Source organism: Maribacter cobaltidurans, assembly GCF_002269385.1.
Lineage (GTDB): Bacteria > Bacteroidota > Bacteroidia > Flavobacteriales > Flavobacteriaceae > Maribacter > Maribacter cobaltidurans.
On sequence record NZ_CP022957.1, the window covers coordinates 250,758 to 270,588 of the forward strand.

General features: G+C 40.7%; 18 protein-coding genes. 9 read left to right on the forward strand and 9 right to left on the reverse strand.

Features of this window, described 5'->3' with window-relative positions:
• Positions 1-106 precede the first annotated feature (106 nt).
• From CJ263_RS00960 to CJ263_RS01000, 9 genes are all read right to left on the reverse strand, one after another.
• The gene (locus CJ263_RS00960) at positions 107-1,306 is read right to left on the reverse strand and encodes a molybdopterin molybdotransferase MoeA (protein WP_308423215.1); all 1,200 of its coding nucleotides are present in this window, start codon (positions 1,304-1,306) and stop codon (positions 107-109) included.
• An 18-nt stretch (positions 1,307-1,324) separates the two neighbouring features.
• The gene (locus CJ263_RS00965; RefSeq protein ID WP_094995552.1) at positions 1,325-2,101 is read right to left on the reverse strand and encodes a sulfite exporter TauE/SafE family protein; all 777 of its coding nucleotides are present in this window, start codon (positions 2,099-2,101) and stop codon (positions 1,325-1,327) included.
• Entirely contained in the window at positions 2,085-3,155 is a 1,071-nt protein-coding gene (locus tag CJ263_RS00970; RefSeq protein WP_094995553.1) for a HesA/MoeB/ThiF family protein, read from the reverse strand. The genes CJ263_RS00965 and CJ263_RS00970 overlap by 17 nt, the downstream gene beginning before the upstream one ends.
• Positions 3,155-3,748, reverse strand: a complete 594-nt coding sequence (locus tag CJ263_RS00975; protein WP_094995554.1) for an NTP transferase domain-containing protein — start codon at positions 3,746-3,748, stop codon at positions 3,155-3,157. Before CJ263_RS00975 ends, CJ263_RS00970 begins: the two co-directional genes overlap by 1 nt.
• Entirely contained in the window at positions 3,732-4,205 is a 474-nt protein-coding gene (gene moaC / locus CJ263_RS00980; protein ID WP_094995555.1) for a cyclic pyranopterin monophosphate synthase MoaC, read from the reverse strand. The genes CJ263_RS00975 and moaC overlap by 17 nt, the downstream gene beginning before the upstream one ends.
• A 1-nt stretch (position 4,206) precedes the next feature.
• On the reverse strand, positions 4,207-5,190 hold the full coding sequence (gene moaA / locus CJ263_RS00985) for a GTP 3',8-cyclase MoaA (RefSeq protein WP_094995556.1): 984 nt from the start codon (positions 5,188-5,190) through the stop codon (positions 4,207-4,209).
• 72 nt (positions 5,191-5,262) lie between these two features.
• Positions 5,263-5,679, reverse strand: a complete 417-nt coding sequence (locus CJ263_RS00990) for a molybdenum cofactor biosynthesis protein MoaE (protein WP_094995557.1) — start codon at positions 5,677-5,679, stop codon at positions 5,263-5,265.
• Positions 5,679-5,921, reverse strand: coding sequence for a MoaD/ThiS family protein (locus tag CJ263_RS00995; RefSeq protein WP_094999047.1), 243 nt, complete (start codon positions 5,919-5,921; stop codon positions 5,679-5,681). The genes CJ263_RS00990 and CJ263_RS00995 overlap by 1 nt, the downstream gene beginning before the upstream one ends.
• Before the next feature lie 102 nt (positions 5,922-6,023).
• Positions 6,024-6,839: a DUF6503 family protein gene (locus tag CJ263_RS01000; protein WP_229702361.1), complete on the reverse strand. Its 816-nt coding sequence runs from the start codon at positions 6,837-6,839 to the stop codon at positions 6,024-6,026.
• 71 nt (positions 6,840-6,910) lie between these two features.
• On the opposite strand from CJ263_RS01000, the gene CJ263_RS01005 reads away from it, so the two are divergent.
• From CJ263_RS01005 to CJ263_RS01045, 9 genes are all read left to right on the forward strand, one after another.
• A complete protein-coding gene (locus CJ263_RS01005) occupies positions 6,911-7,714 on the forward strand; it encodes a TrmH family RNA methyltransferase (RefSeq protein ID WP_094995558.1) in 804 nt (267 codons plus the stop codon).
• A 37-nt stretch (positions 7,715-7,751) separates the two neighbouring features.
• Positions 7,752-8,984 (forward strand): M48 family metallopeptidase, encoded by a 1,233-nt coding sequence (locus tag CJ263_RS01010; protein ID WP_094995559.1) that lies wholly within the window; start codon positions 7,752-7,754, stop codon positions 8,982-8,984.
• Between the two features lie 44 nt (positions 8,985-9,028).
• Entirely contained in the window at positions 9,029-11,233 is a 2,205-nt protein-coding gene (locus CJ263_RS01015) for a RelA/SpoT family protein (RefSeq protein WP_094995560.1), read from the forward strand.
• A gap of 48 nt (positions 11,234-11,281) precedes the next feature.
• Entirely contained in the window at positions 11,282-11,737 is a 456-nt protein-coding gene (locus tag CJ263_RS01020) for a Fur family transcriptional regulator (protein ID WP_094995561.1), read from the forward strand.
• A gap of 18 nt (positions 11,738-11,755) precedes the next feature.
• Entirely contained in the window at positions 11,756-13,027 is a 1,272-nt protein-coding gene (locus tag CJ263_RS01025; protein WP_094995562.1) for an adenylosuccinate synthase, read from the forward strand.
• 106 nt (positions 13,028-13,133) lie between these two features.
• The gene (locus CJ263_RS01030) at positions 13,134-13,922 is read left to right on the forward strand and encodes a 3-keto-disaccharide hydrolase (RefSeq protein WP_094995563.1); all 789 of its coding nucleotides are present in this window, start codon (positions 13,134-13,136) and stop codon (positions 13,920-13,922) included.
• Positions 13,923-14,022: 100 nt separating this feature from the next.
• Positions 14,023-15,483: a Gfo/Idh/MocA family protein gene (locus CJ263_RS01035; RefSeq protein WP_094995564.1), complete on the forward strand. Its 1,461-nt coding sequence runs from the start codon at positions 14,023-14,025 to the stop codon at positions 15,481-15,483.
• A gap of 83 nt (positions 15,484-15,566) precedes the next feature.
• Positions 15,567-18,722, forward strand: coding sequence for a PVC-type heme-binding CxxCH protein (locus CJ263_RS01040; protein WP_094995565.1), 3,156 nt, complete (start codon positions 15,567-15,569; stop codon positions 18,720-18,722).
• A gap of 18 nt (positions 18,723-18,740) precedes the next feature.
• Complete coding sequence (locus CJ263_RS01045) at positions 18,741-19,730, forward strand: ThuA domain-containing protein (RefSeq protein WP_094995566.1); 990 nt, start codon at positions 18,741-18,743, stop codon at positions 19,728-19,730.
• Positions 19,731-19,831 lie beyond the last annotated feature (101 nt).

Consider the following 19,831-nt stretch of genomic DNA (forward strand, 5'->3'; position numbering starts at 1 on the left):
AGGAGGGATTTTCATATTCCTATCCTTTTAAAACAGGATAAACAAAGAATAATGGTTCTTTAAGCGGAAAGAACCAAATCAACCTTCTTTTCTTGGTCCTTAAAATTTATCGAATGTTTACAAATCTGACCAACTCCCCGGTTTTATAAACTTCCTCCCTGGGTTCCAAGCAAATAAATCCATCTGCCCTGGAAAGACTTGTTAAATCACCGGAACCGTTTTCAACTATCGGGGTTACCTCTAAACAGTTCGTGTTCCATTTGGACTTCACCTGAATAAATCTGGTCAAGGGAGGCCTTATTTCCAAATCGACCATTAATTTGGCAGATCTTTCTTCCGTTTTTATATCCCAGGATTTATATAACCAGGGCAAAAAATACAAATGATAGTTGGCATAGGTGGAAACGGGGTTCCCCGGGAAGGAAAAAATCACGGTTTTTGATTCCTTATGTACTCCAAACCAAAAGGGCTTTCCTGGACGTTGCGCGACACGATGGAAAATTTTTTCTACGCCCAGATATTCCATTACTTCTGGAATGAAATCAAATTTTCCTTTGGAGACTCCCCCACTCAACAACAGTACATCATTCTCTTTAAGGGCACTGGAAAGACCTTTTTCAATACTTTCCTTGTCATCCAATAAATGTAAGGAGCTCCCGGTTATACCAAGATTTGATAGGGAAGATAGCATGGTTACACTGTTGGATTTCCTAATTTGGTGAGGCTCTGGTGAAACATGGATATCTACCAATTCATTTCCTGTGGCTATACTACAGACTTTCGGAACTTTTTTGACCAATACCTTGGGCTTTCCTACGGAGGCCATAACACCAATTTCTGAAGGGGTAATCAGGGTTCCCTTTGACAACACCTGTGTCCCTTGAGACTCATCACTACCCTTGTAATGCACATTTTGCCCCTTAGTTACTTCCTTGTTGATTACCGCGAATCCCTCATCAATGGTTAAATGTTCATACATGATAACCGTGTCCGTATTTTTAGGGAGAACGGCCCCAGTCATCACCTCTATACAATTCTTATCATCCACCAAGGAAAGTTGCTTCATACCTGCACTGGCTACACCCTCAACCTGAAGCTTTTCACCGGTACCGATGGCCCCATCAAAGTTAATTGCAATGCCATCTTTGGTTACCCTGTTGAATGGAGGGAAATCCCTATCAGCATAAATGGGCTCGGCCAGATATCGGCCATTACTTTGCATTAGTGGCACTAGTTCATTGCCCAAATCCAAAGGATGTTCCAAAACTCTGTTTAATGCTTCCTTAAATGTAATCAATGTAATCATGGATTCAATAAATTTTAATCATAAAATTCCGAGTCCGTTCACTAACAAAACCCTTACTCCTACAATAAACACCAGCAATGCCGTTACTCGTTTGATGCCGTTGGCCGAAAGTCGTTTCAGACTGATTCGTATACCCAACTGTCCTCCCAAAAGAACTGATATTGCAAGACCAAGGGTCTCCATCCAAGGAAGGGACAATGAATCACTGGAAATCAAACCCAAAAGGCCGGAAACCGAGTTTACCAAAATAAAAAAACTCGCCAAAGCGGCAATTCTGATGGCCTTATCCCATTTTAAATGATTTAGCACAGGGGCAAGAAAAATACCTCCCCCAATCCCTACAAGGCCAGACAGAAAGCCTATTCCCGCTCCTAAAAAATAACTTAAGTAGCCTGGATATTCTTTGGTTTCTAATTGGGAACGTTTCCATTTATAAGTTTGTACAGCCAAAAACGTGGCGGACAAAATGAGGGATATTCCCAGAATTACAAAAAAGATATTTTCCTTTAACCTAAAAGATGCCCCTAAAAATGCAAGTGGGATACTGGTAAGAATAAACGGCAAAAAGTCTTTTAATTTAGCATGTCCGTTCTTAAAATACAGATAGGTACTTCCAGATACGACCACGAGATTGCAGATCAAGGCAATGGACCTAATAGCAAAAAAACTACCCAAGAAAAGTGTCAGTAGTGCCAGATAGCTAGATCCTCCACCAAAACCAACCGAAGAATACAATGTTGCGACTATAAAAAATCCTAAACACAAGAGTACAAAATGCTCAATAGGTATTTGCATATGTGTTTATTTGGTTCATTCCTCCGGCAACATTGATAAATTTCTTGTCCGGAAAAAGTTCTTGTAAGGTTAGGACCGCTTTTTTACTTCGTATTCCGGATTGACAGATAACATACACTGGAGTTTCCATTTCTAATTCCCCTACCCTCTTTTCCAGCTCGTTCAAAGGAATATTTTTAGCTCCACTGAGGTTATTTACAATAAATTCCTGGGGTGTCCTAACATCTATGAGCGTAACCTTTTTATCCTTTAACAGGTTTTGAATTCCGATAGCTTCGATGGATTCAATTGGTATCCCGCAATCAAAATCATAGGTATCTTGGATACTGTCCAACTTTAGGTTTTTGGGATTTAGATTGAATTTCATGCGTTGCATCCGCTGGCTAAGGGTATCAAAAAGCAATAAGACCCCAGAAAGTACACTATCCAAACCGGCTACAACTTTCACTACTTCCAAAGCCTGCAAATTTCCAATGATACCAGGAAGAATACCCAATACTCCATGTTCGTTACAATTGGGTACCTCATCGGCTTTTGGCATTACTGGGAACAAACAACGATATGTTGGACCGTTTTGGTAATTAAAAACGCTTACCTGTCCTTCAAAACCATGCAAGGCCCCATATACAAACGGTTTTTTTTGGATAACACAAACGTCGTTTATCAAATATCTAGCAGAAAAATTGTCGGTGGCATCTACGACCAAATCATAATCCTGAATAATTTCGGAAGCATTTGAAGGTTCCAAAAAAGTTTTATAAACGTGAATATTTGTGCCAGAGTTTTGAGCCTGCAATTGGTCCCTGGCGGCGTCTACTTTCAACTTGCCTACCATGGCCTCCGTATAAAGAACTTGCCTATGTAAGTTGGATTCCGAAACAATGTCGGCATCAATGATTCCAAGCGTACCCACTCCCATGGCATTGAGATAGGTCAGTACCGGAACTCCCAAACCTCCAGCTCCTACCACAAGAACCTTGGCCTCTTCCAAAGCCTTTTGCCCCTTTTTACCAAAAGCAGGTAAAATGGTCTGTCTATGGTATCTGCCTTTCATTAGGACTCCAATTTTAATATCGCTTCCTTGTACTCCTCTTGGGAATTGGCATTCAATAATACTTCCGTTCTTTCAGGAAAAACCAAGGCAACCTCGTTATTTATCAAAAACTTGCGTGGACATGTGCCGTTGCCTGCCCCCAGATAAACAATGGAGGAACTAAGAGCACTTGGTTCCCAAATGGCACATAAAGGTTCGGGTAAAGGATTTTCCTTGTTGGCATAGGCCGTGGCCAATTTGCTGCTATCCCTCTGGGCAATCAATTCCCTTAGGGCACTTTCATCCATTAAGGGCAAATCACACGCCAAAACCAGCCACGCGGCATTGGGGTATTCCTTATGTGCCGACAATAATCCGTTATAAGGACCCCGAAATTCATCCTTGTCCAAAATAGTATTAAAACCAGATTCAATATCTTCCTTCTGGTCTCCTCGTATACTCATAAAAGCTTTATCGCAGACGGTATTCAATATATTGTATAGATATTCCCTTTGTGGTATACCATGGTAGGATATCAAACCTTTGTCCTGGCCCATTCTGGTACTTTTCCCTCCGGAAAGTACTAATCCATATAATTTATCTTTTGAAGTCATTCTTTCCTCCTGATTTACTTTCGAGTTGTATCGTTGAAATTACAATATCCTGAGAAAGAGCCTTGCACATATCATAAATAGTCAATGCAGCAGTACTAACTCCCGTCAAGGCTTCCATTTCTACACCAGTTTTGCCATTGCATTTTACGGTACACGTAATGTGAAATTCATTTTCTCCTGGAACAATGTCCACATCAATTTTTGTTAAGTTAATTTGATGGCATAGGGGTATTAATTCGGACGTTTTTTTTACACCTTGTATTCCCGCAATGACTGCAGTTTGTACAATGCCTCCCTTTTTTCCCAAAAAATCTTGATTTGATAGGACCCTGAAAACTTTTGATGGAAATAATACGCGACCTGATGCCACAGCAATCCTCGAGGTCAACTGTTTTTCCGAAACATCAACCATAGATGCATTCCCATCCTCATTCACATGCGATAACTTGTTATTCATTCTATCCTCCGATTGATGTCATTGAGTTGGAAAAAACATCCTTGTATTTTTCTTGAGCTTCAAAACCAGTTTTAGCCCTGCTTCCAACTGCTTTTAAAACTTGCTCCTTAACCCTATTTTCTGAATCTTCCCCGCGCATAATATCCCTAAGATTAGCACTGGCCTTAGCATACAAACAGGTAATTACATCTCCCGTAGCCGAAACCCGTAAACGATTACAGCTTCCACAAAAAGTCCGACTAAAAGAGGGTATTACACCAAATGTCCCTTTGAATCCAGGTATTTTATAATTAATGGATGTTGACGTTTTAGGCGAATCCAATTTGTAATAATCTGGATACTCTTTTTTGATATGCTCTAAAATATGCTTGTAGTCCCAAGTAATTTTTTGAAATGATTTAGAGCCGCCGTTAAAAGGCATTTCCTCTAAAAAACGCACGGATACCGGATAGTGTTTGGCCAGTTCTAGAACAGGTAATATATCTTGTGTGTTCTGTCCGTCCAAGGCGATAAAATTAATCCGAACATTGAATCCTTCACTGATTAATCGAATCAGATTATTATGGACTGTATCGTATTGATCCCTTCTTGTAATTCTTTCAAAAGTGGCCTTATTAATGGCGTCCAAGCTTACATTGATGTTTTTTATACCCAACGCCTTTAATTCATCGATATATGGCCCTATCAAAGTAGCATTAGTGGTCACGGAAATATCCTTGAGTCCTTCCAAATTGGCCAAATGCCTTAAAAGATCCATCAAATCCTTTCTCACGAAAGGTTCCCCTCCTGTAATCCTAATCTTATCGATTCCTTGATCGACCAAAATTTCACTCAAAACCTTGAGCTCCTCAATGGTGAGCAGCTTATCATTTTTTGCGAAATTTATTCCTTCGGCCGGCATGCAATAGTTACAACGCAGGTTACAACGGTCGGTTACCGCAAGCCTTAGGTAATTAATTCTTCTATTGTGATTATCTATCAACATATTCCTTCAATATAATCTTTAGTGTTGGCAACTCAAAACGTCCTCTAAATTTATCTTTTCCATAAACTGGTTTTAAGGATGTGCTGAAACCCAGACCGATTTATTTTTGAACATTTCCTTTTTCCAAATGGGCACGGTTTCCTTTAGGGTGTCTATTAAAAACCGACAAGCTTCAAAACACGCAGTTCTATGGGCCGATGATGCCCCCACGATAACAACCGGGTCCTGCACTTCCTTCTTTCCAACAGCATGTTTTATAACTACTTTGTTCAAATTCCATTTCTCCAACGCAACGTCGGCCAATTTGTGCATCTCCTTTAGGGCCATGGATTCGTAGGTCTCAAATTCCAGCGCCATGACCTGTTCATTATTGGTAATCTCCCGCACAGAACCAACAAATACACATATACCACCACTTTGAGGATGGGACAATTCCTGATATACCTTATTGGTATCGAGTTCCTTTACTATTTCTATGATTTTGTTCATTATCCTCCGCTTACCGGTGGTATTATTGCCACCTCATCACTACTTTGCAATTGAACATTATCATCGGCATACTCACTGTTAACCGCAACAGCCAAAGAAGACAACTTGGAAAATTCTGGGTACTTATCCTTCAACGCCGATTTTAAATCAGAAACAGACTTTGGTAACTTTCCTCCAAAATCCATCTTAATTTGGGAGGCACCAACAATATCCTTTGCAATCCCGAAAAAAAGTAGGTCCATGAACAATTCATATTTTTGGCCGAGGCCATAGATTACTCAAAACCCTAAATTACTTATTATTCTGGAAGAAACGAATTAGTTACCTTCCTATTTAACCTTTCATTAAGTTTGGCTCTTACCTTCAACAAAAACAGCTCCTTCCGGTTTTTGATAAAACCCATTTCTTTTGGGCTTTTCACTTAGTTGTATATTCTCAAAATGTACGGTATTTTTTACTTGCTTAATTGTTCGTCCTTCGTAATCGTACCACGAAATGGATTTAGGTAAAAGAACATCCGCTACTTTTTTCCAATCATTGTAACGAATCCATTTTATATTATCGGAATCTTCTCCTGTTCTGTAGGTAACAGTATATCCCAACCAAGCCATTTGATGGGTCTCCGGATCATAATGAAGATAATATTCATCTTTTGGCGAAGTGCCAATACCATTATCATAAGTAATGCTTATTCCAGGGTAAGACTTCCCTTCAAATTCCAAATCCTCCGTTCCTCCATAGTGTATTCCTTTATCCCCCAGCACAAAAGGCATGGCATAAAAATAGAACATGAGGTTATGATAGAAAACGGGATCTCCTTGATAACTATTATCAGGATCTTGTAACCATACTTGGGTACCATCGAACCCTAATTCCACATTGCCCATTAAAACTACATCCTTTCTGTTATACAGATCAACGGTATGGATTTCCTTGTTCGGTTCTCGTGGAATTTCATAAGTCAAGGTTCTGTATTTTCCCCAGGCATTTATACCTCCATGGGCATTAAATACTTTTTCCAGCGCCTCCGGATATTTTCTGACAACAGGTTCCGAAACTTCATTTTTTATAATTTTCATTTCCTTTTCCTTTTCTGAATTATCCTTACAGCTAAATACACTTAGGGCCAAGACTACGAAAGCGATTTTTTTTATCATCATTTTGAATTTCGATTTTTAGATAGGTCGAAGCTAGATGCAATACTTAACATAAACGACTACTTTTGTAACCAATGAAGGATGTAAAACATATTAGTAGCCTACAGAACCCTCTGATAAAAAAGACACTTTTACTCAAGGAAAAATCAAGGGAAAGAAAGAAATCCGGACTCTTTGTTTTGGAAGGTAGAAAAGAGTTTGAGCTTGCGACCAAAGGAAATTATACTATGGACACCATCTTTTTTTGTCCCGAACTTATCTCAATAGAAGCGTTGAAAGCTTCTTTTAAAATAGAAAATACCCCTTTGATTTCAGTAAGCCTTGAGGTGTATGGGAAATTGGCCCATAGGGATACCACAGAAGGTATTATGGCCATATCTAAGGCCAAAAACCACGAACTGAATTCATTACACCTTACCCAAGCAAACCCACTAATTTTAGTGGCAGAAGCCCCTGAAAAACCTGGGAATATAGGAGCACTTCTTAGAACTGCCGATGCCGCAAACCTTGATGCCGTTATCATTGCGAATCCCAGAACGGATCTGTATAATCCCAATATTATACGATCGAGTGTAGGGTGCGTATTTTCCAAAATGATAGTTATGGCAGATACCTCTTCAATAATTTCATTTTTGAAAGAAAAGAGAATAGCAATCTATTGTGCGGCCCTAACGGCATCCAAACCGTATACCTCCATAAATTTCACCGGACCTACGGCCATAGTGGTAGGTACCGAGCATAGTGGGCTTAGCGAGGAGTGGCTTACCAATTCTACCCAAAACATCATTATACCTATGGAAGGTGCCATAGATTCCATGAATGTTTCCGTATCCGCGGCAATACTTATCTTTGAGGCGAAACGTCAACGGATAGGATAACAAAACCGATTTTCATTCGTTAATCTCAAAAGCCAATATGGACCACACCTTTGTTTTTTATTGCATTCTAGTGATCCTCATAGGGGATTTTATTCTCACCACAATACTAAACCATCTTAATGCCAAGAAATTCGGGGACCCTATACCTGAGGATGTTCAAGATGTATATAGCGCAGCGGAATATAAAAAATCACAGGAGTACAAACGAGCCAATTATAAGTTCGGTATCATTACCTCCACTTTTTCACTATTACTGATTGTTGGTTTTTTAGTTTTTGGTGGATTCGGTCTTGTAGATTCCATAGTTCGTGATGTTACCGAAAATGAAATCCTACGGACGTTGCTTTTTTTTGGAATCATTATGATTGGCAGTGATTTTCTGGGCACGCCCCTCTCCTATTACCAAACTTTTGTGATTGAAGAAAAATTCGGATTCAATAAAACCACCGTTAAGACTTTTATAATCGATAAAATTAAAAGTTGGCTGATGACCATTGTTATAGGAGGAGTTTTACTTTCTTTGGTCATTTGGTTCTTTCAAGGGGCCGGTAAAAATTTTTGGGTGTATACTTGGGTATTAATTGCGGCATTTACCATATTCATCAATTTGTTCTACAGCAAATTGATAGTACCCCTTTTTAACAAGCAGGAACCTCTTGAAGCCGGAACACTAAAACAAAAAATTGAATCCTACGCAAGCAATGTAGGCTTTGAACTTAAAAACATCTTCGTCATAAACGGCTCCAAAAGATCCACAAAGGCGAATGCCTACTTCTCGGGCTTTGGAAAAGAGAAAAGGGTTACTTTATATGATACTTTGATCAATGACTTGGATGAGGATGAAATAGTGGCCGTATTGGCCCATGAAATAGGGCATTACAAGAAAAACCATATCATATTTAATTTGGTATCCTCTATCCTACTTACGGGCTTTATGTTGTTCATCCTTTCCATATTCATTAATAATCCGAATATATCCCTGGCAGTTGGGGTTGACCAACCCAGTTTTCATGCGGCTTTGATAGGTTTCGGGATATTGTACAGCCCTATTTCTGAGCTTACCGGTCTGTTAATGAATTACTTCTCCAGGAAATTTGAATATCAAGCGGACGATTTTGCAAAAACCACCTTTGCTGCGGCTCCCTTGGTTACGTCCCTAAAAAAACTTTCGAAGAACAGTTTAAGCAACCTTACGCCTCATCCCACTTACGTTTTTGTGCATTACTCACATCCTCCATTAGTAGAGAGGGTCAGAAATTTAAAGGCATAATTTTTGTTGTCTACCATCTAGGATTATACTAATTTTAAAATAGTATGACACAGGCTGCAATAGAAAAGGAGAACAAGTTAATAGCAAAGGAGTACAAAGAGCTCTTGCGGATAAGTTATCAGACCTTATCGGAGGATGACAAAAAATTGATTCGTAGTGCTTTTGAGGTTGCCGTAGATGCCCATAAGGACCAACGTAGGAAATCTGGAGAGGCCTATGTATTTCATCCCATTGCGGTCGCCAAAATAGTAGCTTCAGAAATCGGTCTTGATGCCGTGAGTATTGCCTCGGCGCTTTTACATGATGTGGTAGAGGATACACAATACACCTTGGACGACATTGATCGTATGTTCGGTGAAACCGTAGCCCGAATCGTGGATGGCCTTACCAAAATATCCCACCTTAAAAAGGATATGAACATCTCCCAACAGGCGGAGAACTTCAGGAAAATGTTATTGACCCTTAATGATGATGTTAGGGTAATCATCATTAAAATAGCCGATCGTTACCATAATATGCTCACCATGGACTCCATGCCGGAGCACAAACAGGTAAAAATAGCTTCCGAGACCCTTTACATTTATGCTCCTTTAGCACACAGAATTGGCCTCTATAACATTAAGACCGAGCTTGAGGACCTCAGTTTAAAATATACAGAACCAGATGTTTACAATGATATAAAAAGTAAAATCGAGGAAAGCAAGGAAGAGCAGCAGGCCTATATTGATGCATTTTCTGAAATCATAGACAATTCCCTCAAACAGGAAGGTCTCAATTATTACATAAAAGGTAGGATGAAATCCATTTTCTCCATGAGGAGAAAAATGAAAGCCCAAAATGTAGGCTTTGATGAGATTTACGACAAGTTCGCAATTCGGATCATTTATAAGTCCGATGCCAAGAACGAAAAGTTTTTGGCCTGGAAAATATACTCCATTGTAACGGACCACTTTACGCCCAATCCTGTAAGGTTAAGAGACTGGATATCATCACCCAAATCAACCGGTTATGAGGCACTTCACATTACCGTCATGGGCCCAAAAGGAAAATGGGTGGAGGTACAGATTAGAAGTGAACGAATGCACGAAATTGCAGAAAAAGGGTATGCCGCGCACTTCAAGTACAAACATGGGGACCAAAAGGAACAAGGAATTGAGGTGTGGCTAAACAAGCTCCAAGAGGCCCTGGAAAATTCCAACTCCAACGCCGTCGATTTTGTGGAGGAATTTAAATTGAACCTATACTCCAAGGAAATCTTCGTTTTTACTCCAAAAGGGGAATTAAAATCCCTCCCAAAAGGTGCAACCCCACTGGATTTTTCTTTTAATATCCATACCGAGGTAGGCATGCGCACCCGGGGTGCCAAGGTTAACGGGAAACTTGTACCCTTAAATACGACTTTGCATAGCGGGGACCAGGTTGAGATCATTACTTCGGAGCAGGCAAAACCCAATCAGAACTGGTTGGACTATGCCACAACGGCCAGGGCAAGGTCTAAGATTAAATCCGTCTTAAGAGAGGAAAAGAAATCCGTTGCAGAGGAAGGCAAGGAAATTTTAAGGCGTAAGTTGAAATCGCAGAAAATAACCCTTAACGAGGATTCCATCAACAAGATGGTTACCTATTTTAAGCTCAAAACCAGTTTGGACCTATTCTTTAGAGTGGGTATTGGCTCTATAGATAACCAGATGATCAGGGATTTCGCTTCGTCATATAGCAATGCGTTCATCAGTTTCTTTAAGAATAAAATCAGAAGATCCCCTGCTCCCGAGGATGTCAACAGGGAAGAAATTACTTCCAAATTTGACCTTTTGGTTTTTGGCAAGGAAGAGGAAAAATTGGACTATAAACTTTCGCAATGTTGCAATCCAATTCCAGGAGACGATGTTTTTGGTTTTGTAAGCGTATCGGAAGGCATCAAGGTTCACAAAAAGAATTGCCCCAATGCCATTTCCTTACAATCCAATTATGCCTACCGGATCATCACGGCAAAATGGGTGGATTCATCCCAGGAAGAGTTCAAGGCAGATATTCAATTAACGGGCATAGATAACTTGGGGTTAGTGAGCGAAATCACTGAAGTTATATCGGACAATATGCACGTGAACATGCGCAACCTCAACTTTAGTACGGATGGTGGAACCTTTACCGGAAGAATAACCGTAGTGGTAAAAAATAAGGGAATCCTAAACAGGCTAACGGAAAATCTACAACAGATAAACGGTATAGACAAAGTGACCCGACTTTAGAAAGGGAATTAAAATTTAACTGTACCTTTGCATATTAATGCAAATTATATGAGTTCCGATAAGAATCAGGAAATAGTAAAAAATGTCTTTACCTCTTTTTTGGAGGATAATGGACATAGAAAAACTCCTGAACGGTATGCCATTCTTCAGGAAATTTATGATAGCGACGATCATTTTGATATTGAATCGCTATACATCAAAATGAAGAATAAGAACTATCGCGTAAGCCGGGCTACCTTATACAATACTATAGAATTGTTATTGGATTGCAAGTTGGTGCGTAAACATCAATTTGGAAAAAATCAGGCGCAATACGAAAAATCATATTTTGATCGACAACATGACCACGTAATACTCACTGATACGGGAGAGGTCATGGAATTTTGCGACCCCAGGATACAATCCATTAAAAAGACGATAGAAGAAGTATTCGATATCAAGATCAACACACATTCACTCTATTTTTACGGAGTAAAAAATAATCCAGAAAACACAAATAATTAATCAAGCAAGTTTATTTAAATGGCAGTAGATTTATTGTTGGGCCTACAATGGGGGGACGAAGGAAAAGGAAAAATCGTTGATGTACTCACAAAAAATTATGATATTATAGCCCGTTTTCAAGGAGGTCCAAACGCAGGCCACACCTTGGAATTTGACGGTATTAAACACGTACTACATACCATTCCATCAGGAATTTTTCATAAAAACGCCATAAATGTGGTGGGTAATGGTGTGGTAATAGACCCTGTAATTTTCAAAAAGGAAATTGACAACTTAAAGAAGTTTGACCTGGACATAAAATCCATCTTGCTTATTTCTAGGAAGGCACATTTAATCCTTCCAACGCATCGATTGTTGGATGCGGCCTCCGAGGCAGCAAAAGGTAAAGCCAAGATCGGTTCCACCCTTAAGGGAATTGGCCCTACCTATATGGACAAAACAGGTAGGAACGGAATGCGTATTGGAGATTTGGAACTGGACGATTGGAAAGAAAAATATAGGAGCCTTGCCAATAAACACGAGGCGATGATAAATTTCTATGACGTGGACATCCAATACGATTTGGCAGAACTGGAAGCGGAGTTCTTTAAAGCCGTAAAAGACCTAAAGGAATTAACATTTATTGATAGTGAGGAATATCTTTATCAAGCCCAAAAGGCAGGTAAAAAAATATTGGCAGAAGGTGCACAGGGTTCATTATTGGACATTGACTTTGGAACCTATCCCTACGTAACTTCCTCCAATACCACAGCAGCAGGTGCCTGTACCGGACTGGGCATAGCCCCTAATCAGATAAAGGAAGTTAAGGGTATTTTTAAGGCGTATACCACAAGGGTAGGAAGCGGACCATTCCCAACGGAACTTTTCGATGAGGTTGGTGAAACCATGGGCCGAGTAGGAAACGAATTTGGGGCCACAACAGGAAGACCCAGACGATGTGGATGGTTGGATCTGGTCGCACTGAAATATGCCGTAAGAATTAACGGTGTTACGGAATTGATGATGATGAAAGGTGATGTTTTGAGTGGTTTTGAAAAACTAAAAGTCTGCACCGCATATAATTACAAGGGAGAAAAAATAGAACATTTGCCCTTTAATATTGAAGCTGAAAACGTGACCCCCATTTATACCGAAATGGACGGTTGGGCAGAGGACCTTACTAAAATGGATAGTGAAAATCAATTTCCAAAGGCACTAAAAGAGTATATCACGTTTTTAGAGAAGGAATTGGAAGTACCCATAAAAATAGTTTCCGTTGGGCCGGATAGGACCCAAACAATCCTTCGATAAAACAGAGAATTCATAAATTTTAGGATAGCGGTACGGACAAAAGTCGGTATCGCTATCCTTTTTTTATTAAATTACCATTCAAACCAAAAACCTTCTAAACTTCAAAATGAAATATTTAAAGTTCCTGCCTGTCCTTTTTTTAATAACGCTATCATGCAAATCCGATAAAAAAGAAGAAAAAACATTGAATTCAGTTGAAAAGGAAGCTTCCGAAGAATGGATCGTATTGTTCGATGGTGAAAGTACCCAAGGTTGGCGAGCCTATAATGGAGATGAACTTCCCCCGGGATGGATTGCCAAGGATGGCGCACTCACTTTTGATACCGAATTGGGATTGGAACAGGATTACACAGGAGGCAAGGACATTATCTACGGTGCCGAGGAGTTTGACAACTTTGAACTGCATATTGAATGGAAATTACCTGAGGGCGGCAACAGTGGAATTTTTTATCACCTCAAGGAGGGATACGATGGTCCACCTGAAGTGGCTCCGGAATATCAGTTGATAGATGATGAAAACTATGCGAAAATTCACGACCTCACGGAATACAATAAAAGTCTTGGGTACACTGAAAACCCAGAGGAATTAAAGCCCTTACAACAAACGGGTTCTGACTATGCCATGCACGCTGCGGATTCAAGTAAAAAAATATTGCATCCTGTAGGCGAATGGAACACCACAAAGATTGTTTTTACCCCGGAAAAAGTAGAGCATTGGTTAAATGGACAAATGTTGCTGTCCTTTGTACCGTGGTCAGAAGATTGGTATGAAAGAAAGAATTCGGACAAATGGAAAAATAGCGAGGACTATGGAAAATATAAAACGGGCTATATAGGACTCCAAGACCATTCCAGTCCCATCTGGTTCCGTAACATTAAAATAAAAAAACTCTAACCAAACATATGGAATAAGCCTAAGTGAACTTTTATTATTACACGGAGTTTTCTTATGCGAATGACAGCTGACCAATAAATTTAAACTCAAAGACTAACAGATGAAAAAAAGGGAATTTTTAAAAAAATCGGCCATACTTGCCTCATCTACCGCAATCATGCCCTCTATATTTATGGCATGCAAGGAAGAGCAAAAAGAAATGGCCAAAGCTCCGCTTACCCGTCTTAGAACGGCCCATATTGGCGTAGGTAATATGGGTGGTGAGGATTTAAGGGATATCTCCTCACATGCCAAGGTAGATGTAACCGCACTTTGCGATGTGGATGCCAACAACCTTGCCGCAGCTAAAAAATTGCATCCCAATGCTAAAACCTATAGTGATTATAGAGTTATGCTGGAAGAAATTGGTGATGAAATAGACGCTGTCATTGTAAGTACACCGGACCACACCCATGCACCTGCATCTATGATGGCCATGAACATGAACAAACCTGTATATTGCCAAAAACCCTTGACTCATTATGTTTCCGAAGCCAGGTCCATGAAAAAGCTGGCCGAAGAGAAGGGTTTGGTGACCCAAATGGGAATACAGGTACATTCCTTCTATGATTATAAACTGGCTACGTTACTGATTCAATCCGGCATTATAGGAAAAGTGCACACCGTGCACGCCTGGTCACCTAAAAATTGGGGATATGACGGACCAGAACCAGAAGGTTCAGATCCGGTTCCAGAGACTTTGGATTGGAATCTTTGGTTGGGTACTTCAGCAGAAAGGCCTTATAAGGAAGGCTTCTATCACCCTGGAAATTGGAGGAAACTAGTGGATTATGGCTGTGGGACTTTAGGGGACATGGGGGTTCATATTTTTGACACCCCATATAATGCTTTGGAATTGGACGTACCCAGGACCATTAAAAACGAATGTAGGGAACCAACAGGTTTTGGCTTTCCAGAAAAGAATATTGTGACCTACGAATTTCCAGGCACAAAACATACAGCAGAATCCTTGAAATGGATATGGTACGATGGACCAGGTGCACCGGAAATGAATGAGGACCTAAAATTACCAAATAGTGCTGCTGCCATGAAAGCAGGTTCCAATTCCGATACCGAGGAATCCGTGGAAGACAAAATATCCTTGGACGCGGGCGTTGCAGAAGCAGGGCAACTTCCTGAGCAAGGCGCTATGTTCGTTGGTGACAAGGGAAGGCTTTTGTTACCACATTTCATGCAGCTACCACAAAAAATTGTGGATGGTGAATATGTAGACATTTCAGAAGAGATTGCGCAGGTAGAGCAAGCCAATAATATGGGAAAACCTATTCGGGATTACGCTTCTGAAGGACCTAAACATTATCATCAATTTGTGGACGCATGTTTAGGTGAAGCCGAAACAAGCGCTCCGTTCTCTTATGCTTCCAGACTGACCGAAACTATTTTATTAGGTGTGATTGCAGGAAGGTTTCCCAACCAAACGCTCCATTGGGACGCCCAAAATGCCAAATTCGCAGAAGAGGAGGCCAATCAATATTTAGCAGGTGATTATCGGGATTTCTAAGTATGGAATCAGATTAAAACTAGAAAAAGCCACTTACCAGTGGCTTTTTTATATTTATATTTAATGGTATTTATATCCAACCAATGAAATTCAAATTTCTTAACAAGTACCTTCTCCCGTTAATTTTACTATTCATTGTGCTTTATTCATGTGAAAAACGAAAAGCCCCCCTTGTAGAAATTAATCCCAAAAACAGCATTGTTCTTATTGGAAACAACTTAGGTTCCAGAATGCAAAATTTTGGCTTTTTAGAAACCGAAATGCATTTGAGGTTCCCCAACGATTCGCTGCAGATTAGAAATATGTGTGATGGTGGAAATACTCCAGGCTTTAGACCGCATTCCGCAAGAAACTCCCCTTGGGCATTTCCGGGAGCGGAAAAGTTTCAAACCGAATTGGCCCAAAATTCGGGAAGCGAAGGATTCTTTCCTAGTCCGGATGAGTGGTTGACCCAATTAAATGCGGATGTAATTATCGGGTTCTTTGGTTACAATGAATCTTTCGAAGGTCCGGAGGGTCTGAAAAATTTCAAGGGAGAGTTGGAGGCTTTTATCCAACATACCAAAAATCAGAGCTATAATGGAAAAAATAGCCCAAAATTGGTACTGGTATCCCCTATTGCCTTTGAAGACCTTTCCAATAAAATGGACCTGCCCAATGGCAAAAAGGAAAATGAAAATTTAAAACTGTACACCCAGGCCATAAAAGAAATCAGTTTTAACAACCAGATACCCTTTATTGATGTTTTTGCTCCTACCCAGGAATGGTTTGAGGATGATGAAGACCATACCATAGATGGTTCCCAATTGAATAAAAAAGGATATGAAAAATTCGCAGCATATCTGGCAGAAAAAATAACTGGAATCTCGAATGTAGGTGGTGGGTCCAAACGTATGGCTATTAACAAAATGGTAAATGAAAAAAACTTTTATTGGCACAACGATTACAAGATCCCCAATGGGGTGCATGCTTATGGGAGACGTTACGACCCCTTCGGCCCGGACAATTATCCCTATGAAAAAATCAAGGTGAGGGAAATGACGGCCATCCGGGATACCGCCATTTGGTCTCTCTTACAAAATGAAGATTTTGACATCGCGAAAGCGGATGCCAAAACCACAGTGCTCCCCGAAGTTGAAACCAACTACAATCTCGCTGACGAAGGCGAAATAATTACGTATAAATACGGTGAGGATGCTTTGGAAACCCTAACGGTACCCGATGGGTATAAAGTAGAATTGTTTGCTTCGGAAAAAGAATTTCCGGATCTTGCAAATCCCGCTCAGATATCCTTTGATAACAAAGGAAGGCTTTGGGTGGCCACTCTACCTTCCTATCCACATTACCGAATTGGGGATGCCAAACCAAATGACAAATTATTAATTCTGGAAGATACCGATAATGATGGTAAGGCCGATAAGCAAACCGTTTTTGCGGACAGCCTTCACCTTCCCATAGGATTCGAGTTTGCCCCAGAGGGCGTATATCTAAGCCAAGGTACCAACCTAAAACTTTTAACGGATACCGACGGGGATGATAGGGCCGATAAACTTGAAATTATATTGAGCGGTTTTGACGATCACGATACCCATCACGCCATTTCTGCTTTTTGTGCCGATCCATCTGGAGCTTTTTACATGGCGGAAGGAATATTTCTCCATACCAATGTGGAGACCTCTTACGGACCGGTTAGAGCAACCAATGGCGGATTTTATCGCTACAATCCGCAACGAAAAAAATTGGAACGTGCGGTACAAGTGAGCATTCCTAATCCATGGGGTATTGCCTTTGACGATTGGGGTCAAGATTTTTTCTTGCATACTTCCGGTACCACGGTAAACTGGATGATGCCAAGTACCTTGAAGTCGATTTATGGAGTAGCTTCCCCCCTTACCGAAGACCTCATAGAGGAGGCCCACCGGGTTAGACCAACCTCGGGGTTAGAATTCATTTCCAGCAGACATTTTCCAGATGAAGTCCAAGGAGATATGCTCTTGGCCAATTCCATTGGTTTCTTGGGTATGAAACAACATCAGGTAATGGAAGACGGTACGGGATATAGGACAAAACACCGTCAAGACCTCATCAGCAGTACAGATAAAAACTTCAGGCCCGTAGAAATGGAGTTTGCCCCGGATGGTTCCCTATATGTTGTGGATTGGCACAATGTCCTCATCGGTCACATGCAACACAATGCTCGTGACCCCTTACGGGACCATGTTCACGGAAGGATTTACCGAATCACCTATCCCTCAAGACCTTTGGTACAACCGGCAAAAATTGATGGTGCCACAATTGAGGTGCTACTGGACAACCTAAAACTTCCCGAATACAGAACCAGATACAGGACCCGAAGGGAACTTAGAGCCAGGAATACGGATGAAGTATTGGAGAAACTACAAACATGGGTTTCCAATTTGGATAAAAACGATGAAAATTATGAACACCAGAGATTGGAAGCGCTATGGGTAACATGGGGTTTAAACAAGGTGGACAAGAAACTTCTTGAGGAACTTCTCCAATCCCAAGATCATCGGGTTCGGGCCGCCTCGGTGAGAGTATTGAGGTATATGGGGCATCAACTGGAAAATTCCCAAGAACTTTTGAAAATTGCCGCTGCCGATTCTCATGGGAGAGTGCGTTTAGAAGCCATTACCGCGGCTTCATGGTTACCGGAAAAAAAGGGAATGGAAATTTTGGAGGTTGCCCGAGAACATCCTTTGGACAGATGGATGGAAGATTCCTTTAAATTCGCCGAAACTAGGCTTACCGGAAACTTTTTGAACAAAGACGAAGAAGAAAACCTCATCACTACCCTTGAGGGAGATGATTTAAAAGTATTCGCCCAAGGAAAGAAAATTTACGAGACCGAGGGGTACTGTATAACCTGTCACCAAGAAAGTGGGACAGGTCTTCAACAGGCGGGTTATCCCACATTGGTAAACCAACAATGGGTTACCGGGGATGAAGAGAGACTCATAAAATTGGTTTTACATGGACTGTATGGACCCATGGACGTGATGGGCAATCATTACGAAGGACAAGTTCCCATGATGCCTTTTAAGGGACTATTGAACGATGAAGAGGTTGCTGCGGTATTGACCTACGTACGCAATGCCTTTGGCAACAAGTCCTCCGTGATAGAATCTGAGTCGGTTAAAAAAATCAGGGATGCCACTAAGGACCGAAATGGATTTTATACTCCGGAGGAATTATTGAAGGAACACCCCATGAAATAATATGTAAAAAAGACTGGTATGACCCAAATATTCAAGTTGAAACACGTTTTGCTATCCATACTTCTAATGCTTGTTTTTTCCTGTAAGGAAGAAAAAAAACAACCCGAAACCGAAGAAGCAAAAACTGAAAATCCCCCACATATCGTTTTTGTTACGGGGGATGAGGAATATCGTTCCGAGGAGTCCATGCCCATGCTCGCCTCCATCGCCAAAAGGGAGTTGAATGCTAAGGTGACCGTTTGCTATGCCTTGGATTCTACGGGTACGATAGACCCGAATAGAACGGACCATATTTCCAACTTGGATGCCCTTGAGGATGCTGACTTAATGGTCATTTTCACTCGGTTTCGGCAATTACCAAAAGAAGAAAGGGATTATATCTCCAATTATGTAGAATCCGGAAAACCAATTGTAGGGTTTAGAACGGCCACACATGCCTTTAATTATGAAGATCCTGCTTTGGAATACTGGAACAATGAGTGGCCCACCAAGGTATTCGGCCAACAATGGATTACCCATCACGGACATTTTGATGATGGAAAATTTCCTGTAACCGAAATTACGGCCTTGGACTCCACCAATAAAATCCTAAACGGGTTCAAACCTTTTAAAGCATATTCTTGGCTCTATCATGTAGATGGAGGGGATTGGAGCCTCTATGGGGATTCAGAGCCCATTCTCCTAGGACATTCCTTAAAATCACAACATGAAATCGATGGCAACTTGGATAAGTTCCCGCTGACGAACCCAGTAGCCTGGACCAAAAGATATACCGGGAAAAGTGGTAAAAAGGCAAGGGTATTTTTTACTACACTGGGGCACCCATATGATTTTAAGCTTCCAGAGGTTAGGAAAATTGCCATGAACGGAATCTTTTGGGCTTTGGGCCAAGAAGATGAAATCCCTGTAAATGGGGTAGATGTGACGTTATCGTCTCCATTTGAACCCAACAATTCCGGATTCGGAAAGAAATACAAATTGAATAGAAAGCCACAACCCATTCAATAATAGCATAGTGTACCCATTTGATAGTGGCGACCCTTTAGAATGATGGTCCACCTTGATTCTTTCGAATATATATATCCTAAATTTCAAGTAGGGATTCCTAA